This is a genomic window from Crossiella cryophila (assembly GCF_014204915.1).
Taxonomy (GTDB): domain Bacteria; phylum Actinomycetota; class Actinomycetes; order Mycobacteriales; family Pseudonocardiaceae; genus Crossiella; species Crossiella cryophila.
The window spans coordinates 2593621-2607444 of record NZ_JACHMH010000001.1 but is presented as its reverse complement, the minus strand read 5'-3'; the positions used below and the strand labels follow the sequence as shown (position 1 = coordinate 2607444).

At 71.0% G+C, this 13824-nt stretch carries 14 protein-coding genes; 4 read left to right on the top strand and 10 right to left on the bottom strand.

From position 1 onward, the window contains the following. The first annotated feature begins 16 nt into the window (after positions 1 to 16). Positions 17 to 2326 (top strand): FdhF/YdeP family oxidoreductase, encoded by a 2310-nt coding sequence (locus HNR67_RS12150; RefSeq protein WP_185002137.1) that lies wholly within the window; start codon positions 17 to 19, stop codon positions 2324 to 2326. A 3-nt stretch (positions 2327 to 2329) separates the two neighbouring features. On the opposite strand, the gene HNR67_RS12145 is transcribed toward HNR67_RS12150, so the two are convergent. From HNR67_RS12145 to HNR67_RS12130, 5 genes are all read right to left on the bottom strand, one after another. Then, complete coding sequence (locus tag HNR67_RS12145; RefSeq protein WP_185002136.1) at positions 2330 to 2956, bottom strand: hypothetical protein; 627 nt, start codon at positions 2954 to 2956, stop codon at positions 2330 to 2332. Then, positions 2953 to 3234 carry a hypothetical protein gene (locus tag HNR67_RS12140; protein WP_185002135.1) on the bottom strand — a complete coding sequence of 94 codons (282 nt, stop codon included), beginning with the start codon at positions 3232 to 3234 and terminating at the stop codon, positions 2953 to 2955. The genes HNR67_RS12145 and HNR67_RS12140 overlap by 4 nt, the downstream gene beginning before the upstream one ends. A gap of 91 nt (positions 3235 to 3325) precedes the next feature. Further along, the gene (locus HNR67_RS12135) at positions 3326 to 4078 is read right to left on the bottom strand and encodes a VOC family protein (protein ID WP_185002134.1); all 753 of its coding nucleotides are present in this window, start codon (positions 4076 to 4078) and stop codon (positions 3326 to 3328) included. Between the two features lie 60 nt (positions 4079 to 4138). Then, positions 4139 to 4252, bottom strand: a complete 114-nt coding sequence (locus HNR67_RS46830; protein WP_425554130.1) for an MFS transporter small subunit — start codon at positions 4250 to 4252, stop codon at positions 4139 to 4141. After that, positions 4252 to 5616: an OFA family MFS transporter gene (locus HNR67_RS12130; RefSeq protein ID WP_185002133.1), complete on the bottom strand. Its 1365-nt coding sequence runs from the start codon at positions 5614 to 5616 to the stop codon at positions 4252 to 4254. Before HNR67_RS12130 ends, HNR67_RS46830 begins: the two co-directional genes overlap by 1 nt. 91 nt (positions 5617 to 5707) lie before the next feature. Here HNR67_RS12130 and fdhD point away from each other — a divergent pair, with 91 nt between their 5' ends. The 3 genes from fdhD to HNR67_RS12115 all read left to right on the top strand — a co-directional run bounded on the left by fdhD (position 5708) and on the right by HNR67_RS12115 (position 8782). Then, positions 5708 to 6538 (top strand): formate dehydrogenase accessory sulfurtransferase FdhD, encoded by an 831-nt coding sequence (gene fdhD, locus HNR67_RS12125; protein ID WP_185002132.1) that lies wholly within the window; start codon positions 5708 to 5710, stop codon positions 6536 to 6538. Positions 6539 to 6557: 19 nt separating this feature from the next. After that, entirely contained in the window at positions 6558 to 7736 is a 1179-nt protein-coding gene (locus HNR67_RS12120) for a CaiB/BaiF CoA transferase family protein (protein ID WP_185002131.1), read from the top strand. A 128-nt stretch (positions 7737 to 7864) separates the two neighbouring features. Further along, positions 7865 to 8782, top strand: a complete 918-nt coding sequence (locus HNR67_RS12115) for an alpha/beta hydrolase (protein WP_185002130.1) — start codon at positions 7865 to 7867, stop codon at positions 8780 to 8782. Here the strand turns inward: HNR67_RS12115 and HNR67_RS12110 are convergent. From HNR67_RS12110 to HNR67_RS12090, 5 genes are all read right to left on the bottom strand, one after another. Further along, positions 8754 to 9512, bottom strand: coding sequence for a trypsin-like serine peptidase (locus HNR67_RS12110; protein ID WP_185002129.1), 759 nt, complete (start codon positions 9510 to 9512; stop codon positions 8754 to 8756). The genes HNR67_RS12115 and HNR67_RS12110 overlap by 29 nt on opposite strands. Then, entirely contained in the window at positions 9509 to 10864 is a 1356-nt protein-coding gene (locus tag HNR67_RS12105) for a S8 family peptidase (RefSeq protein WP_185002128.1), read from the bottom strand. Before HNR67_RS12105 ends, HNR67_RS12110 begins: the two co-directional genes overlap by 4 nt. Positions 10865 to 10876: 12 nt before the next feature. Then, positions 10877 to 11473, bottom strand: coding sequence for an RBBP9/YdeN family alpha/beta hydrolase (locus tag HNR67_RS12100; protein WP_185002127.1), 597 nt, complete (start codon positions 11471 to 11473; stop codon positions 10877 to 10879). A 208-nt stretch (positions 11474 to 11681) separates the two neighbouring features. Further along, positions 11682 to 12962 carry an ATP-dependent Clp protease ATP-binding subunit ClpX gene (gene clpX, locus HNR67_RS12095; RefSeq protein WP_185002126.1) on the bottom strand — a complete coding sequence of 427 codons (1281 nt, stop codon included), beginning with the start codon at positions 12960 to 12962 and terminating at the stop codon, positions 11682 to 11684. A gap of 227 nt (positions 12963 to 13189) precedes the next feature. Further along, positions 13190 to 13819: an ATP-dependent Clp protease proteolytic subunit gene (locus tag HNR67_RS12090; protein WP_185002125.1), complete on the bottom strand. Its 630-nt coding sequence runs from the start codon at positions 13817 to 13819 to the stop codon at positions 13190 to 13192. Positions 13820 to 13824 lie beyond the last annotated feature (5 nt).

The window sequence follows — 13824 nt, the reverse complement described above, 5'->3', positions numbered from 1 at the left end:
AGCGCAGGATGTGGCCATGGCGCGTGAGGCACCCGAACACGATGTCGACGAGACCGGCCTGACGGTCTCCCGGCCGAAGACCTGGGCCGCCGGGATCCCCGGGGTCCTGGTGTCCTTGCAGCACGGCGTCGAGCAGATGGGTGCCATCCGCTCGGCCCGCACCCTGCGGCTGCTCAACCAGCGCGAGGGCTACGACTGCCCCGGCTGCGCCTGGCCGGAGGCCCAAGGCCACCGCAAGCTGGCCGAGTTCTGCGAGAACGGCGCCAAGGCGGTGGCCGAGGAGGCGACCAAGCGCACCGTGGGGCGGGAGTTCTTCGCCGCGCACCCGGTGGCCGAGCTGGCGGGCAAGACCGACTACTGGCTGGGGCAGCAGGGTCGGCTGACCGAGCCGATGGTGTTGCGGCCCGGTGGCAGCCACTACGAACCCATCTCCTGGGACAACGCCTTCGAGCTGCTGGCCGAGGAACTGCGCGGGCTGCCCTCGCCGGATGACGCGGTCTTCTACACCTCCGGCCGCACCAGCAACGAGGCCGCCTTCCTCTGGCAGCTCTTCGCCCGCAGCCTGGGCACCAACAACCTGCCGGACTGCTCCAACATGTGCCACGAGTCCTCCGGCGCGGCGCTGAAGGAGACCATCGGCATCGGCAAGGGCTCGGTGAGCCTGGCCGACCTGGAGTCGGCCGACCTGATCGTGGTGGTCGGCCAGAACCCTGGCACCAACCACCCGCGCATGCTGTCCTCGCTGGAGCAGGCCAAGCAGCGCGGCGCCAAGGTGGTCGCGGTGAACCCGCTGCCAGAGGCCGGGCTGATGCGGTTCAAGAACCCGCAGAACGTGCGTGGCCTGATCGGCCGGGGCACCCCGCTGGCCGATCTGTTCCTGCAGATCAAGCTGGGCGGTGACCTGGCACTGTTCCAGGCGGTCGGGCACCTGCTGCTGCTGGCCGAGCGGGCCGCGCCGGGCACCGTGGTCGACTGGGACTTCGTGCAGGAGCACACGCACGGCTTCGATGCCTACGCCGAGCACCTGCAGAAGCTGGACTGGTCCGAGGTGGACCGGGCGACCGGGTTGTCCCGCAAGGAGATCGCCCGGTTCAGCCGGATGCTGATGGACTCCGAGCGCACGGTGATCTGCTGGGCAATGGGGCTCACCCAGCACCGGCACTCGGTGGCCACCATCCAGGAGGTCGTCAACGTCCTGCTGACCCGCGGCATGATCGGCAAGCCGGGCGCGGGCGTGTGCCCGGTGCGCGGCCACTCCAACGTGCAAGGCGACCGCACCATGGGTGTGTGGGAGAAGATGCCGGAGGAGTTCCTGGCCGCGCTGGAGCACGAGTTCCACATCACCGTGCCGCGCAGGCACGGCTTCGACACGGTGGACTCCTTGCGCGCCATGCGGGACGGGCAGGCCAGGGTGTTCCTGGCCATGGGCGGCAACTTCGCCGCGGCCACCCCGGACAGCGAGGTCAGTGAGGCCGCGCTGCGCAACTGCTCGCTGACCGTGCAGGTCTCCACCAAGCTGAACCGCTCGCACGTGGTGCCCGGCCGGACCGCGCTGATCTTCCCCACCCTGGGCCGCACCGACCGGGACCAGCAGGCGGGCAAGGACCAGTTCGTCACGGTCGAGGACTCGATGTCGGTGGTGCACCGCTCCCGCGGCAGGCTCAAGCCCTCCTCGCCGGTGCTGCTCTCGGAGATCGCGATCATCTGCCGGGCGGCCAGGGCGACCCTCGGCGACGGGCATCCGGTGCCGTGGGCGGAGTTCGAGCGCGACTACGACAAGATCCGGAACCGGATCGCGCACGTGGTCCCCGGCTTCGCCGACTTCAACCGCCGGGTCCGCCAGCCGGACGGGTTCGTGCTGCCGCATCCGCCGCGGGACTCCCGCCGGTTCGAGACCAGCACCGGCCGGGCCAACCTGACCGTGAACGCCTTCGAGGCCCCGGAGATCCCGGCCGGCAGGCTGCTGTTGCAGACCATGCGCAGCCACGATCAGTACAACACCACCATCTACGGCCTGGACGACCGCTACCGCGGGGTGCAGAACGGCCGCCGGGTGGTGCTGGTGAACCCGGAGGACCTGGCCGAGCTGGAGATCCCGGACGGCGCGATCGTGGACCTGGTCAGCGAGTGGGCGCAGGATCCGCAGAAGATCAAGGAACGCCGGGCCGAGCGGTTCCGGGTGATCGCCTACCCGACCGCGCGCGGCTGTGCGGCCGCCTACTTCCCCGAGGCCAACGCGCTGGTGCCGCTGGATGCCACGGCACGGATCTCCAACACCCCGATGTCCAAGTCGATCGTGATCCGGCTGGAGCCACGCCGGGCCTGAGCGCTACCGCGCGGCGGTGGTCGCGGTCAGTTCCCTGGCCGCGGCCACACCGCCGTCCTGCATGCGCCGCAGGCCATCCGCGAGCCCGTCCGCGTCCGAGCGCACCGCGTCCAGCAGCGCGGCCGAGTCGGTCAGCGCGTCGGAGACCAAGCCGGTGAAGGCCAGTGCGCTGCCCGGGTCCAGGGCCAGCACCGGCAGCAGCAGGCTGACCTTGTGGCCCAGGTCGACCAGGCGCTGGTGCAGTTCCTCGTGTTCCCGCCGGGCCTGGGCGAACCGCTCCGCGTGCCCGGCCAGTAACGCCGCCGTGGCGCCCAGGATCTCCGCGTCCTCGCCGAGCCGCCTGCCCTCGGCCGAGATCACCGTGGCCGCCTCGGCGGCCGCTTTCCCTTGCCAGGGCTGGTTGTCGGCGTACTCGGCGAGCAGTTCCGCGCCGGTGTCCCGCAGCTCGGTGGCCGCCGCCCGGTAGGCCCCGGCCAGGTCGGCCAGCCGGTCCGCGTCGCCGGTGAGCGGGCCGAGCTGGGTCATGGCCATCCGGATGCTGTCCTCGATGGTGCCGACGGTGAGCGTCCCGGCCAGGTTGGTCAGCCGGGTGGCGCGCAGGGCCAGGTCCTGGCTGTCACCGCGGCTCATCGCAGGCCCTGCTTGTCATCGGCGCTGGCATAGCCCTGCAGGCTGTCCCTGGCCTGGCCGGTCAGCGTGTCGAAGGCACGCACCCGCAGGCGCAGGGTGTCGAAGAGGTGTTGTTGGAAGGCCAGGTGGGACTTGCCGGCGTCGGTGGTCGCGAAGGTCGCGCCGTCCCTGGTGCCCGCGTCCCAGCTCTTGCGAGTGGCCTCGATGTCCTTGGTGGCCAAGGACAACCGCTGGGCCAGCGCGCGCAGCTCGTCCTGGTTGAGCCCGAATCCGTTCATGTCCGCCCCCTCCCGTGCGGGAGGCTATCGGGTCGCGGACACGCCTGGGTGCCGGGAGCGACAATTCGATCACTCCCGGTCCCGGCGAAACTCATTCCCCCAGGTGCAGCACGGCGAACACGGCGCCCCACGGGTCGGCCAGCACCGCGATCCGGCCGTAGGCGGTCTCGGTGATCTCCTCGACCACGGCGCCGCCCAGCTCGCGCGCGGCGGCCACGGTGGCCTCCACATCGGACGTTCCGAAGTAGACCAGCCAGTGCGGGCGTTCCTCCTCCCGGTGCACCGGCTCGGCGCTGGCCACCTGCTGCCCGGCCAGCTCGAACACCGGGTACTCCGGCGCGCCCCGCACCTCGCTGTAGCCGTAGTCGAAGAGGTTGCCGTAGAAGGACTTCGCCGCCGCCACCGCGGTGGTGCGCAGCTCGTTCCAGACCAGCGTGCCGTGCTCGTTGACCAGTCCGGCGCCGTGGTGCTCGTCGGGCTGCCAGAAGCCGATCAGCGCGCCCGCCGGGTCCAGCGCGATGGCCATGGTGCCGAAGGAGCCGACCGTCATCGGCTCCACCACCACCGTGCCGCCTGCCGAACGTGCCCGCGCCACCACGCCCTCGGCGTCCTCGGTGTGCAGGTAGGTGCCCCACATCGGCGGCGCGTCCGGCTGTGCCGGGCCCAGCCCGGCCACGATCCGCCCGCGCAGCAACGCGTTGACGTAGTAGCCGTACTTCTCCTCGCCAGGGGTGTAGCTCCAGCCGAAGAGCCCGGTGTAGAACTCCTTGGCCGCGTCCAGATCCGGCGTGGACACGTCAACCCAGCTCGGCGTGCCCGCGGTGTAGCCGTCCCGCTCCGGCATGGTCGGTTCCTTCCGTGAGGTGGGCACCCAGTGTGTCCCGCCTCACCGACAACCGCGCTCTCAGCCGGTGAACAGCTGGGTCACCTTGCGCACCAGCTCGAAGAGCCCGTAACCGAAGGGCAGCCCGACCCACAGCCAGGCGAAGGCCATGACCGGCTTGTACCGCGGGTTCATCAGACCGCCTCCGCCTTGCTCGGCGCGGCCACCGGCCGCTGTGGTTCGTGGAACCTCGGGTGCACCGGCCGGACCAGCTCGTTGGCGATGAAGCCGATCACCAGCAGGCCGATCACGATGTAGAGCGAGGTGGTGTAGAGCGCCGGACCGGACTTGCCGGCGGCCTTCTGCGCGTCCGCGATGGCGTTGATGATCAGCGGCCCGAGCACCCCGGCCAGCGACCAGGCGGTGAGCAGGCGGCCGTGGATGGCGCCGACCTGGTAGGTGCCGAAAAGGTCCTTCAGGTAGGCCGGGATGGTGGCGAAACCGCCGCCGTAGAAGGACAGGATCACCATGGCGCACACCACGAACAGCGGCGTGGAGACGTCCCCGGCCAGTGCGATGGCCAGGTAGAGCAGCCCGCCGACGCCGAGGTAGAGCCGGTAGATGTTCTTGCGCCCCACCAGGTCCGAGGTGGAGGACCAGACGAACCGGCCGATCATGTTGGTCAGCGAGAGCAGCGCGACGAACCCGGCGGCCGAGGCCGCGCTGACCGGCAGCGCGGAGTTGGCGAAGAAGTCCCTGATCATCGGCGCGGCCTTCTCCAGGATGCCGATGCCCGCGGTCACGTTGAAGCACAGCACCACCCAGAGCAGCCAGAACTGCGGGGTGCGGATGGCGTTGTTGGCCGAGACCTGGGCGGTGGTGATCATGCCGCCTGCCGCGGCCGGTTTCGGCGTCCAGCCCTTGGGTTTCCAGTCCGGCGCCGGCACCCGCACCAGCAGCACGCCAACGGACATGAACACCGCGTAGACCAGGCCGTGCGTGATGAAGGTCTGCGCGATGCCGGTGACGTCCTTGCCGAAGCCGTCCAGCATGGCCGCCGACCAGGGCGAGGCGATCAGCGCGCCGCCGCCGAAGCCCATGATGGCGATCCCGGTGGCCATGCCCGGCCGGTCCGGGAACCACTTGATCAGGGTGGACACCGGGGAGATGTAGCCGATGCCGAGCCCGATCCCGCCGATGCCGCCGTAGCCGAGCACCACCAGCCAGTACTGCCGGGTGGCCACGCCGAGGGCGGCGATCAGGAAGCCGGAGGAGAAGCAGACGGTGGAGACGAACATGGCCCAGCGCGGACCGTTACGCTCCACCAGGGTGCCGCCGAAGGCCGCGGAGAGCCCGAGCATCACGATGCCGAGCTGGAACGGCAGCGCGCTCGCGGTGCCCGACAGCGACAACGCGCCTTCCAGCGGCGACTTGAACACGCTCCAGGCGTAGGCCTGACCGATCGCCAGGTGCACCGACAGCGCGGCAGGCGGGATCAGCCAGCGGCTCCAGCCGGGCGGCGCGACCACCCGGGAGCGGTCCAGGAAGCCGAGCGCCACAGCGCACCTCCAGGCATATAGTTGAAGTGACAACCTAAGTGCGCAACCTAGGCTCTGTGTCCCAGGTTGTACAGGGTTTGGAGGTCCTCGGATGGGACGGGTGACAGCACGTCGTCCAGTGCTCCGGATCTCGCCGAAGGGAGTGGTGCGCAGGCCGGACGCGCTCGCCGTCGAGGAGCCACTCGAACTGCGGGTCAACGGTCGCGCGCTGGCGGTGACCATGCGCACGCCAGGGCACGATGTCGAGCTGGCGCACGGCTTCCTGCTCACCGAGGGGGTCATCGGCGGCGCGCCGGACGTGCGCACCGCGCGCTACTGCGACGGCACCGACGACGAGGGCCGCAACACCTACAACGTGCTCGACGTGGCACTGGCCGAGGACGTGCCCCCGCCGGATGTCGGCGTGGAGCGCAACTTCTACACCACCTCCTCCTGCGGCGTGTGCGGCAAGGCCGCGCTGGACGCGGTCAAGCTCAAGACCCGCTTCTCCCCCGCCGCCGACGAGTCCCGGATCACCCCGGAGGTGCTCACCGGCCTGCCCGACTCCCTGCGTGCCGCGCAGCGGGTCTTCGAGGCCACCGGCGGCCTGCACGCGGCCGGACTGGCCACAATGGACGGTGAGCTGCTGGTGGTGCGGGAGGACGTCGGTCGGCACAACGCGGTGGACAAGGTGCTCGGCTGGGCACTGCTGGCCGGCCGGGTGCCACTGGGCGGGCACGTGCTGATGGTCTCCGGCCGGGCCTCCTTCGAGCTGGTGCAGAAGGCCGCGATGGCCGGGCTGCCGATGCTGGCCGCGGTGTCCGCGCCCTCCTCGCTGGCGGTGGAGCTGGCCGCCGAACAGGGCATCACCCTGATCGGCTTCCTGCGCGGGGAGTCGATGAACGTCTACACCGGGGCGGAGCGCATCGTCCTGCCGGAGTAGCACCGGCGAGACTGGGCCGGTGCAGCCACTTGAGGGAACCACCGTGCTCGCGCTCGAGCAGGCCGTCGCCGTGCCCTATGCCACCCGCCTGCTGGCCGACCTCGGCGCCCGGGTGATCAAGGTCGAACGGCCGGGGACCGGGGACTTCGCCCGCGGCTACGACACCGCCTGCGGTCCGGTGTCCAGCTACTTCGCCTGGGTCAACCTGGGCAAGGAGTCCCTCACCCTGGACCTCAAGCACCCGGACGGGCGGGCCGTGCTGGACCGGCTGCTCGACCGGGTGGACGTGGTGCTGTGCAACCTCTCCCCCGCCGCGGCCCGCCGCCTCGACCTGGACGCGGACACCCTGCGCGAGCGCCGCCCCGGCCTGATCGCCGGTGAGCTGTCCGGCTACGGCGGGGAAGGTCCCTACGCGGCCCGCAAGGCCTACGACGCGCTGATCCAGTCCGAGGCCGGGCTGATCGACCTGACCGGCGAGGGCGCGGTCACCGGGCGGGCCGGGATCTCGGTGGCCGATATCGCCGCCGGGGTCCAGTTGCACGCCGCGGTGCTGGCCGCGCTGCTGCGCCAGGCCCGCACCGGCGAGGGCGCCACCCTGCGGCTGACCCTGCTGGAGGCCCTGGCCGAGTGGATGCACCAGCCGATGCTCTACGCCACCGGCACCGGTGTGGTCCCGCCGCGCACCGGGGCGCACCACGCGAGCATCGCGCCGTACGGGCCGTTCCGCTGCGGGGACGGCGACAGCGTGCACCTGGCGGTGCAGAACGAGGGCCAGTGGCGGCGGCTGTGCGAGGTCGCCGGGCAGCCGGACCTGGCCGAGGACCCGCGGTTCCGCACCGTCGCGGGCCGGGTCGAACGCCGGGCCGAGCTGCACGCGGAGTTACAGCCCGCCTTCGACCGCACCACCGCGGCCGAACTGCTGGCCGCCCTGGACGCCGCCGACGTGCCCGCCGCGCGCACCCGCACCGTGCTCGACCTCGCCGAGCACCCCCAGCTGGCGGTCCGGGATCGCTGGGCGGAGGTGCCGATGCCGGGTGGCACGGCGGTCCGGATGCTGCGCCCGCCGGTGGACGATTCGGGCTCCGCCTGGGCCCCAGCACCGGTGCCGGACCTGGGTCAACACAACGATCTGGTACTTGACTGGCTCGGCTATCACCCAGAAGAGATCAACAACCTCCGGCGGAACGCGGTTATCTAGTCACATTCCGTGACAGTGTGTCCTGAATCACCCCCACCTGTGGCGAACCAACCGACCGAAAATGGCGTCTGCCATGTAACACAAACGGAGCAGTGGACGGTTTCTCTCTGTGAGGGGGTGTGCAGGGGATGCACGAACACAAAGCCAGGGGGCTCGTCTCCCGGCGCACGGTGCTGTGGGGGGCACTGGCCGGGGCTGCCGCGGTCGCCGGATTCGGCGCCACGCTGAGTCACCAGGACGAGCTGGGCCAGGTCGATCCGAGTGTGCTGCGCACGCTGGGGACCGCCGGAACCGGTGCGACCACCCGGCCGGGCGGCGGCACGGTGCGGGTCGAGCGGGTCTTCTCCGCGCACCGCAACCGCGAGGTCGACCTGGTGACCATGGCACCGCAGGCCGATCGCAGCGGTCTGCCGGTCTGCCTGCTGCTGCACGGCCGCTTCGGCACCGCGCGCAACGCGGCGCCGGGGGCACTGCCCTCCGCACTGGCCGCCGCGGTCGCCCGTGGCCAGGTGCCGCCGTTCGCCTTCGTCGCGGTCGACGGTGGCGGCAACAACTACTGGCACGCCCAGCCGGGGGACAACCCGATGGGCATGCTGCTGGACGATCTGCCCGGCTGGCTGGCCGAACGCGGTCTCGGCGGTGGCGACGGCCTGCCGTTCGCGGTGGCGGGCATCTCCATGGGCGGCTTCGGTTCGCTGCTCTACACCCGCCGCCGCCAGGAACGTGGCCGTCCGGTGCGCGCGGTCGCGGCCATCTCGCCCGCGCTGATCACCAACTGGCCGGAGATGAACAAGCGCAAGGCGTTCCGGGACAACGCCGAGTGGGAGTCGATGAACCCGTTGCGGCACATCGACAAGCTCGGCTCGGCCAGGGTCGGCCTGTGGTGCGGCACCGAGGACAGCTTCATCGACGGCAGCCGCCAGTTCATCCGGCAGGCCCGGCCGCTGGTGGGCTCCACCGGACCGGGCCGCCACGACAGCACCTACTTCGACCGGGTCAGCCCGGACATGGTCCGCTTCATCGGCCGGCACCTGCCGTCGGCCTGACCTGCTGGGCCCGCTCGTACAGCGTCCGGACCTGGGCGCCGAAGTACGGGCTGTAGTTGTGCAGGATCTCGTCCCCGCCGAACTGGTAGCCGCCGACCACGCCGAGCACCTCGCCGCGCGCGGTGAGCCAGGGCCCGCCGCTGGTGCCGATCAGGTAGCCGCGACAGTCGAACCCGCGCTGGGCCGGGCTGAACTCGGCGGTCCAGTTCCGGCAGGTCACCGGGCGCTCGTTCCGGACCGGGTAGCCGGGCACCTCGACCACCTGGTCCCGCCGGGTGTCCAGGAGCAGCCGGTGCGCCCCGGTCCGGTCCTCGATGCCGGGGTCGAGCACCAGCACGGCCACGTCGTGGTCCGGATCGGCCCGCTCCCGCCACTGCGGGCTCACCACCACCTCCCGCACCGGCCAGGTGCCGTGCGGCCGGTGGCCGTCCCGGTAGCCGGGCACGAAGGCCACGTCCCGCCGCGGTGGCCCGGTCTCGTTCTCGAACATGCAGTGCGCGGCGGTGATCAGCAGGTTCCGCCCTGGACTGGTGATCACGGTCGCGGTGCAGAAATGCGGTCCGGCCCCGCCAGCGGCGAACAGCGCGCCCACCGCGGGCCGCCCGTCGAAGGCCACCGCGACCGGCGGCTTCGGCGGCCTGGGTGGATAGCCGCCCGCGCCATCCGCGACGGCCACGCTGGCGGGCACCGCCAGCAGCACCAGCACCGCGCCCGCCAGCGACCACCTCATCCGGCCCGCACCGCCTTGGCCGCGTCAACCAGCCCGTAGCCGTAGAAGCTGGTGCGTCCCTGCTTGTCCGTGGTGCAGCGGGCGTCCCCGGCCGGGCAGGCCAGCGGCTGGACCCCGGTGCGCAGCAGCAGTTCCTTGAGCGCCTTGGGCGGCAACTTGCCGTACTTGCTGGCCAGCAGCGCCAGCACGCCGGCGACCTTGGGTGCGGCGGCCGAGGTGCCGCCGAAGGAGCCGTACCCGCCGTCCGGGGTGGTGGACAGCGGCATCGCGGGCCCCTCACCCGCGGGCGGCACCTGGGCGCGGTCGCCGCCGGGAGCGGTCACGTGCACGACCCCGGCGCCGTAGTCGCTGTAACTGGACAGCGAACGGCCATAGCCGACCGCGGACACGGTGACCACCTCGGGCAGTTGGTTGGGCAGCAGCCGGCAGTTTTTGTCGATGGTGTTGCCCGGCGGCCGCAGCGGGTCGGTCTTCGGGTCGGTCAGGTCGGCGGCGAAGTTGCCCGCCGAGGCCACGTGCAGCACCCCGCGCCCGGTGGCGTGCCGGACCGCCCTGGTGATCGCCTCGATCGCCACCTGCTCACCCGGCCGGTCCGAGCACAGGAAGGCCCACGGGCCGCTGGACCAGCTGCCGTTGGTCAGGGTGAACCGGTGCTTGGCCGCCCACATGAACCCGCACACCACGCCCTCCGGGTCCATGTAGCCGTCCGGCCGCATGAGCTGCACCGAGGCGATCCGCACCCCGGGCGCCACCCCGGTGATGCCCTTGCCGTCCGCGGCCGCGGCGAGCACGCCCGCGACCCCGGTGCCGTGCCCGTGCTTGGGTCCCCAGGCCGCCGGATCGGTGTCCGGCCTGCCGGTCTCGCAGCCCGCGGACAGCGCCGGGTCGAGTGCCCCGGCCAGTTCCGGGTGCTTGGCGTCCACCCCGGTGTCCAGCACGCCGACCACCACGTCCCGGCTGCCGGTGGTCACGGTGTGCGCCTGCGCGGTGCGCAGCATCCGCATGTCCCACTGCTCGCCGGTGCGGTCCGGCGCCTCGGTCACGGCCGGCGCGGCGGCCTCGGCGGCCGGGCCGCGGGCCTTGGCCGCGCTGAAGGCCCGGTCCACCCCGATCCGGCGGTCGAAATCGGCATCGGCACTGGCCACGGCCACGCCGATCTCCGGGTAGTAGTGCACTGGCGTGCCGCAGTGCGTGGTGAGCTGCCGTTCGACGGTGGCCCGCGGGGTGTGCGGGCCGAACAGCACGGTGTAGGTGAAGGCCGCGGGCGCGCAGTCCGCGGTGGCGGCGACGGCCGGCGTCACCGGCGCGAGCAGCGCCAGCGCGAGCAGACCGGACACGGAACGAAGGATCACCCGATCGTTCTACTACGTGCGCGCCCGCGCCGGGCTGGCTCCGAGCAGACTCGGCGCCCGGCCCAGCGTCCAGGCCAGCACCTCCGGCCACGGCCCGTACCCGGTGTCCTCGTCCAGGTGCTCCCCGCCGGGCACCAGGTCCAGCTCCACACCCAGCCCCGTGGCCAGCCCGTAGGCGTCCAGCCGGGCGCAGTAGGGATCACCCTGCCCGGCCACCAGCCGGGTGATGCTGGCCGCCCGGCGCATCGCCCTCGCATCCACCGGCGGCGGGTTGAGCCCCCGCACCTCCGGATGCCGCCAGCCCGGCCCCGGCGGGGCCACCAGCAGCACCCGGTGCGCCCGCCGGTCCCGCCCGTCCACCCCGGCCGCGTGGTGCAGCCACAGCGTCGCGCCCAGCCCGTGCCCGAGCACCACCAGGTCGGCCGAGGGCGGCGCCGCGGCCAGGCTGGCCCGCAACACCGGCAACCAGCCACCCAGCTCGGGCGCGGGCAACGCGGGCGCGTCCACCACGACCCCCAGCCCGCGCAACTGCCCGGCCAGCCAGCTCAGCCAGTGCCCGGAACCGGCGCCCCGCCACCCGTGCAGAAGGACCACATGCAGCGCTCGCATGATCCAGACATACCGCCCGGCCACCCGCCACCGATCCCCCACACGGCGAAAACAACCGGATCAGGCGTCCCACAACGGCCAACACCCCGTACAAGAACGGCCAACACCCCGTACAAGAACGGCCAACACGGCGTACAAGAACGGCCAACACGCGGAATGCTGCTCCGCGTGTTGGCCGTTGTCGTACGGGGTGTTGGCCGTTGTGGGACTAGGCCGACTTGTCGCGGCGCTCCCGGCGGCTGGGCTGGCGGGAGACGATCGTGGGGTTCACGTTCTCGCGGACCGTCTGCTCGGTGATGACCACCTTGGCGACGTCGGTGCGGCTGGGAATGTCGTACATCACCGGCAGCAGCACCTCCTCCATGATCGCGCGCAGCCCACGGGCGCCGGTGCCACGCAACACCGACTGGTCGGCGATGGCCTCCAGCGCGGTCTTGGTGAACTCCAGCTCCACGCCGTCCATCTCGAACAGCTTCTGGTACTGCTTGACCAGCGCGTTCTTCGGCTCGGAGAGGATCTTGACCAGGCTGACCTTGTCCAGGTTCATCACGCTGGCCACGATCGGCAGGCGGCCGATGAACTCCGGGATCAGGCCGAACTTGATCAGGTCCTCGGGCATGACCTGGCCGAACACGTCGGTGGCGTCGACCTCGGCCTTGGAGCGGATCTCCGCGCCGAAGCCGACCCCGCGCTTGCCGGTCCGCTCGTGCACGATCTTCTCCAGGCCAGCGAAGGCCCCGGCCACGATGAACAGCACGTTCGTGGTGTCGATCTGGATGAACTCCTGGTGCGGGTGCTTGCGACCGCCCTGCGGCGGCACGCTCGCGGTGGTGCCCTCCAGGATCTTCAGCAGCGCCTGCTGCACGCCCTCGCCGGAGACGTCCCTGGTGATCGAGGGGTTCTCGCTCTTGCGAGCGATCTTGTCCACCTCGTCGATGTAGATGATGCCGGTCTCGGCCCGCTTGACGTCGTAGTCAGCGGCCTGGATCAGCTTCAGAAGAATATTCTCGACGTCCTCGCCGACATACCCGGCCTCGGTCAGCGCGGTGGCGTCCGCGATGGCGAACGGCACGTTCAGCAGCTTCGCCAGCGTCTGCGCGAGGTAGGTCTTGCCGCAGCCGGTGGGCCCGAGCATCAGGATGTTCGACTTGGCGATCTCGATGCCGTCGTCCCGGCCGTCCCTGCCCCGGTCACCGGCCTGAATCCGCTTGTAGTGGTTGTAGACCGCCACCGAGAGCGTCCGCTTGGCATCGTCCTGGCCAATGACGTACTGGTCGAGGAACTCGTGGATCTCCAGGGGCTTGGGGAGTTCGTCGAGCTTGACGTCCCCGGCCTCGGCGAGTTCTTCCTCGATGATCTCGTTGCAGAGGTCGATGCACTCATCGCAGATGTACACGCCGGGGCCGGCGATGAGCTTCTTGACCTGCTTTTGGCTCTTGCCGCAGAAAGAGCACTTGAGCAGGTCTCCGCCGTCACCGATACGTGCCATGGCCGCTGACCTCTGTCCCCTCTGGCGCGCCCTGCCGACGCGCCTGGCCGTGTTCGCTGTTGACGGTACCCGCACTACCCCGGGCAGCGGGAGGTCGACAAGCTCTCTGAAGCACCCAGACCTGTCACTGAATACTTCCGAGGGCCCCAGCCTCCCCCGTACCCGCCGAGCACCGCCAGTCCTGGGCGGCGCTCGGCGTGTCGCGGATCACGGGGTACCGGCGTTGATCAGGACTGGGCGGACAGCTTCCGGTACGGCAGCACGGTGTCCACGATGCCGTAGTCCTTGGCCTCGGCCGCGGTCAGGATCTTGTCGCGGTCGATGTCCTGGCGAACCTGCTCCGGCGTCCTCTCGGTGTGCCGGGCCAGGGTGGACTCGAGCTGACGGCGGATGCGGTCGATCTCCCGGGCCTGGATCTCCAGGTCCGACACCTGACCGTACACGCCCTCGGTGGAGGGCTGGTGGATCATGATCCGCGCGTTCGGCAGCGCGCCCCGCTTACCTGGAGTGCCCGCGGCCAGCAGCACGGCGGCCGCGGAGGCGGCCTGGCCGAGGCAGAAGGTCGCGATGTCCGGGCGGATGTACTGCATGGTGTCGTAGATGGCCATCAGCGAGGTGAAGGAACCACCCGGCGAGTTGATGTACATCGTGATGTCGCGGTCCGGGTCGTCGGACTCCAGGAACAGCAACTGCGCCATGACATCGTTCGCCGAGGCGTCGTCGATCTGCACCCCGAGGAAGATGATCCGCTCCTCGAAGAGCTTGTTGTAGGGGTTGGACTCCTTGACCCCGTAGCTGGTGCGTTCCACGAACGACGGCAGCACGTAACGGGACTGAGGGCGGTAAAGCTCGCTCATCTTCT